Annotated in this window: 5 protein-coding genes; 2 read left to right on the forward strand and 3 right to left on the reverse strand. The window is 43.2% G+C overall.

Translation table 11 applies throughout. The features are described 5' to 3' along the window. The first annotated feature begins 159 nt into the window (after nt 1-159). Complete coding sequence (locus tag H0Z23_RS08370) at nt 160-1,908, forward strand: phosphodiester glycosidase family protein (protein ID WP_296868991.1); 1,749 nt, start codon at nt 160-162, stop codon at nt 1,906-1,908. On the opposite strand, the gene H0Z23_RS08375 is transcribed toward H0Z23_RS08370, so the two are convergent. After that, nucleotides 1,890-2,759 carry a mechanosensitive ion channel family protein gene (locus tag H0Z23_RS08375; protein WP_296868992.1) on the reverse strand — a complete coding sequence of 290 codons (870 nt, stop codon included), beginning with the start codon at nt 2,757-2,759 and terminating at the stop codon, nt 1,890-1,892. The genes H0Z23_RS08370 and H0Z23_RS08375 overlap by 19 nt on opposite strands. Nucleotides 2,760-2,905: 146 nt before the next feature. Here H0Z23_RS08375 and H0Z23_RS08380 point away from each other — a divergent pair, with 146 nt between their 5' ends. Further along, on the forward strand, nt 2,906-3,214 hold the full coding sequence (locus H0Z23_RS08380; protein WP_296868993.1) for an MTH1187 family thiamine-binding protein: 309 nt from the start codon (nt 2,906-2,908) through the stop codon (nt 3,212-3,214). Between the two features lie 40 nt (nt 3,215-3,254). Here H0Z23_RS08380 and nhaC read toward each other — a convergent pair whose 3' ends face one another. Further along, nucleotides 3,255-4,769, reverse strand: a complete 1,515-nt coding sequence (nhaC, locus tag H0Z23_RS08385; RefSeq protein WP_296868994.1) for a Na+/H+ antiporter NhaC — start codon at nt 4,767-4,769, stop codon at nt 3,255-3,257. A 129-nt stretch (nt 4,770-4,898) separates the two neighbouring features. Then, complete coding sequence (locus H0Z23_RS08390) at nt 4,899-5,309, reverse strand: hypothetical protein (protein WP_296868995.1); 411 nt, start codon at nt 5,307-5,309, stop codon at nt 4,899-4,901. Between the last annotated feature and the right edge of the window lie 206 nt (nt 5,310-5,515).

Below are 5,515 nucleotides of genomic sequence, written 5' to 3' on the forward strand. Positions count from 1 at the left end.
ACATGTAAGTTTCGTCCGGTGTAGATGTGCCTATATTTCGTTCCAACTACTTAGGTAAAGTGAAGAAAGCAATAAAGAGTCGATGTAAACTCTAAGTGACAATATTCAGCTTCATCACTAAAATATATATCAACCCATTACATAAGGCAGGTATATGCTTTGAGAAAACGTCTCCTACGCTTTATAGCCCTTATATCGATTCTGTTCGCTGCTTCCTTGTACGGCAATACAAAAGAGGCTTTTGCCGTTACCAGAGGACAGCTTCTTCACGAAATAGTCAACACCCTTGGAATACCCAAATGGGAAGGCAAAGGGCACTTTGTGGATATCCCTCCGGGGCACCCATATAAAGCCGCCGCGGAAACCGCCTTGGCTTTGGGAATAATACTTCCAAGCGAGACATTCTATCCTGATATAGAGGCTACTAATGCAGAAGCGCTATTCTTCTCATTAAGAGCCATGGGGATGAGGCATGAAGCGAAAATTTTAAGAACTCTAATGCAAGAAAAAAACACCTCGGATTTACCAGATTATATATTCCCATATTACATAATCGCCAAAACCATGAGCCCCAAAGCACCAAAAGCTCTCACTTCGTCGCCCGGAGAAACGCTTACCCAACCCGCTTTGAGCCTATTAAAGCAATGGTTGAGAGCCTGTATGGCAGGATTGGTCTGGGAAAAAACCTTCCAAGGCAAGAGATCCACCCTTACTTTACACAGGGAAAATATGGGCACTCCTCCTGCAGGTTGGATAGTATTACTTGATAGCCACTCCATTTCTCCGTCAATAATTGAATTATTGAAAAAAAATCTCTCTACCGAAACAATTAATGTCGTTTCAGATGCACCTCAGGAGAGCGGAAAAATCTCCATAGGCCCATTCAACCACTTCGCAGAGGCTTGGATGGCAGCAGAAAGGACAGCCAAAATATCAGGCATAGAGGCAAGAATAGAAAGCTACAAAGCTCAAGAAACGCAAGCTTTATTTTGGACGGAGGTACGCTTTTCTCCTGATGAGGCCCTACCTCAAATTGTCACCGCCGGTGAAATAGCAGGCAAAAGGCTTCCCATATCTTGGATAGCACAGAACACCAATGCAGAATGCGCCATCAATGGCGGTTTTTTCAATAAAACAAAAATAATAGGAAGCCTTATAGTTAAAGGCCTTCCAGTAAGCAATCCCTATGGAAGCCGCTCAAGTGTGGGCTGGGACGGCAAAGGAAACATATATTTTGCAAGAGGGGACTTTCTGGCAAAGGCTGTAATTGAAAATATAGAAATGCCTATCGACTCCTTTAACGAAATGGAAACATACGATCAAACTGCTATATTTACCCCTCATTTGTGGTACTATGCAGCAGGCATCCCAGACGATGCAATGGAGTTCGTAGTAAGGCAAGGGAAAATAGTAGAAGCGAAATATAGCCATCTTTCGAACCACTTAGTGCCCAAAGATGGCTACGTACTAGTAGCAAGGGGCAGGTATGCCTCCATGTTGAGGCAAATATCCAAGCCCGCCAAGGTAGAGTTGAAAATCCAATGGGCTGACGAACAGTTAGATAACGTTTTTTACCTCCTGCAGGCAGGCCCGATGATACTCAAGGATGGGGCCTTTTGTACAGGCAATGAAGGATTCAATTCGGGCATCTTATTTAATAGGCACCCAAGGACCATAATAGGTTATGATGGATCGGCCTTACATTGGATAGCAATAGATGGCAGAGACCCATGGCACAGCAAGGGTGCTACACTAAGGGAAGCTGCTGAAATAGCAAAATCCTTGGGTTGCAAAAACGCGTTGAATCTTGACGGCGGAGGTTCCTCTGCCTTGTGGTGGCAGGGCAATATAATCAACAAACCTTCTGGAGACATTGAAAGGCCTGTCCCTTACGCGTTGATCTTCTGATCTTTGGAAAAAGGAGTTTCCCTCACCCATATATCCATCTGAGGGAATGGAATGTTTATGCCTTCTTCATCAAAAGCTTCCTTCAGCCTCAACCTATATTCTCTGCCTATGAACCATTGTTCCCCTGGAGCTGTCTTTATCAGCGTTCTCAATATTATGGCGCTATCCTCAAACTCAAGAATCCCGTGAACGTCAGTCAACTCCAGTACTTTCTCTGGAAAATCCCTAGCAAGCTCCTCTGCAACTTTTTTCATGACCGCCAAAGCCTTTCTTATATCTGTGTTGTACGAGACTCCCACCTTTATCTGGGCTCGAGACCAGTTCTTGGTCGCGTTTACCACTTCTCCTATCATGCTATTGGGCACTATTATGTGGTTTCCATCTAAATCTTTCAAATATGTGGCCCTGAGAGTAAATTTCTCAACTACACCTGACTTGCCTGCTATTGTAACTACATCACCAACCGCAAAATGGTCCTCTAAAATAGCTATAAATCCATTAAGAAAATCCCTCAATAAATTTTGTGCAGCTAATGATATGGCTAACCCTGCCAGCCCAAGCCCTGTTAATGCTGGCATTATATTTATACCTAGACTATCCAAGAACATCAAAATGGCAATAGCAAATAAAACCCCTCTAAGCACATCTATTGACAATTTCCTAAGGGTCGCAATTCTCTTCCGCTTTGACTGTGCCTCAATATTTGTAAGATTATCACTTTTGAATATAAATTTATTCAACGCAGAGTCCAAAATTTTCCCGAGGATTTTAACAACAAATCGATCCGCAAAAAACCAAATGAGGATTATCAAGACGGGGGGGACCCAATCTTTTCCCAACAGTCTTTCCATCAAAAAACCTCCTAAAGAAAGGCTCAAAAATAATTCTGCATGATGTTATTATATACACTATTGTACTGTACTATTAATAGCTATACAAGGCAGATTAAACCTACTAGTCTTGTAAAAGGGCACCCATCATCAAAGGGGGGATAGAAATGGGAAAGGTAATAGCCGAGGTTGTAATTGTTCCCTATGGGACCACATCAACAAGCTTGAGCCCATATGTAGCAGAAGTGGAAAAAATCTTGCGCAGCTACGACCTAAAAGTGATGCTCACTCCCATGGGAACCATACTGGAAGGTGAATTGGACACCATCTTAGAAGCAATAAGAGCTGCCCACGAAGCGCCATTCAAAGCTGGAGCCATGCGAGTAGGGACTACAATACGCATTGATGACAGAAGAGACAAAGACCTTACTATGGAGCACAAAGTAAAATCAGTAGAAGAAAAGCTGCAACCATAAAGCAGAAGAAGAGGGAGGTTTTACCCCCCTCTTCTTTAGACTAACCTTCAGGATGTTCCCTAGCTACTACATCTTCTCCAGATTTGGTTCTCCAGTAAACTCCTATCTTCATGTATGAAATGATTATCGAAACTATTGGGTTCAAGTAGTTCAGGAAGGCATACGGGAGATATGCCAAAGTTGGAACGCCAAGCACGCTGCTCTGGAAGGCTCCACATGTGTTCCAAGGAACAAGCGGAGACGTCAATGTACCACAATCCTCCAATGCACGGGAAAGCATTCTAGGAGCAAGACCTTTTTTCTCAAAAGCGGTTTTGAACATACGACCTGGTATTACTAGCGATAGATACTGGTCGCCAAGGAACAAGTTCGACACAAAGGAAGAAGCTATAACTGAAGCCATCATCCCGCCAACTGTCTTGACAGACTTGGTCAAGGAACCAACTATGGTTTCGAGGAACCCACAAGCTTCCATGACTCCTCCGAAGAAGAGGGCGCAGAAGATAAGAGATATGGTCCACATCATGGAATCCAACCCGCCGCGAGTCAGCAAGTCATTAAGCATGTTCCCTACCTCTGTTGCCATTTCCGGTGCCATAGATAAGTTGTGTTGGCTAAGCAGCGCTATAAGAGCATCTCCTTCTGCGCCTGCTATTTCTGAAGAAAGCTGCGCCTCATAACCATAGTGTACAGCGTTTATGATATCTGCAAGGCCGTGTCCCTGGAATACTGAAAGCAATACTGCCAGAACGACACCGCTGAACAGGCCTGGTATAGCCGGAGTCTTCTTGGCTGCCAACAGGATAACAACCAAAGGAGGCACAAAACCCAAAAAGCTTATGGGGAATTCGGCCTTAAGCATGGTCTGCATTGCATCGATCTTTGCTACATCCAAAGTTCCACCAGCATACTTCATCCCCAACACTATGGTAATTATGGCCACTATTACGTAGGTAGGCCCTGTAGACCAGATCATGGCCTTTATGTGATCAAACAGGTTTGCTCCAGCAACCGCAGGAGCAAGGTTGGTGGTATCTGACAAAGGAGACATCTTATCTCCAAAATATGCCCCCGAAATGACAATACCTGCAGAAAGTGGCGCAGGAATGCCAAGCCCATGAGCTATGCCCATGAGAGCAATACCTACAGTACCTGCAGTGGTCCAAGATGAACCGGTAGCCAGAGATACTACAGAACATACCAATAGCGTAGCCAACAAAAAGATTGATGGAGACAATATAGAAAGACCATAATAAATAAGGGCAGGTACAACCCCGCTCTGAATCCATACACCTATTACCATTCCTATGATCATCAGGATGACTATAGCCTGAAGAGCTACCGCTATGGCATTAAGACCACCTTGCTCTATTTCAGACCATGGTTTCTTTAAAACAAAGACACCTACTAAACAGACAACAACAGCGGATATAACAATTGGTATGTGAGCGTCAACGCCCAATGCCAGCACACCATAACTTATAATTGACGCTGCTATTACAAATACTCCTAAAGATAAACCTAAACTAGGTCTGCTTCCTGTACTTTCTGCCATTTACTTTCCCCTCCCTTTTCTCTGCTTTCTTCACCTTCTATAACCCCCAATTTTTTCTCATATACCACCTCCCTAATCCATACATATATTTTAAAGACGAAAAATGCACAGCTGAAACCGAAAATAATATTAAGCAATTTCTCCTACCTCAACATGAGGAATATACTCCGTCAGAATATCTCTCAGCTTAGGTTCGTCTTCAGCATCAAAAAGGACCTTCCAGCCTGTCACATCTTGCTCAAAAAATGCCATCATCTTTGATCCTCTTTTTACTAATCCTACATACTTTATTTCATCCCACGGCAATACTGACTTGTATTTCCTAAACCAAGAGCCTGTTTCTCTTACTATACCCACATCGGAAACATATATTCGCTTCTGATAACCAGAAATATAGGCCAGCACAACACCCACAAATATCTTATGAAATTCAAAGACCCTCATGCCGTCTGCCACTAAGAAAAAACCTACTATTAACACCATCCACTTCATCCAACTTGGGAAAGGGGTCCCGGATTTGGATACTAAAAGTTCGTCCAACGGTCAATTCCTCCTCATATTGTGCATCAGCAATTTGCTCTCTTGTAGTAGGTAGTTTTATTATATTTTATCTTCCCATAAAAGCAAAGGAGGACTTCACGTTGTGAAAGTTCTCCTTGCACTCTTAATTTAAATTAAGCACTTTGACTACTCTTTCTCTTTTCTGCTCTCTTTCTTCTATCCAGGTCTGCAGGCTCAAGAGATAT

Origin of the sequence: Thermovirga sp. (assembly GCF_017656375.1) — a bacterium.
Lineage (GTDB): Bacteria > Synergistota > Synergistia > Synergistales > Thermovirgaceae > Thermovirga.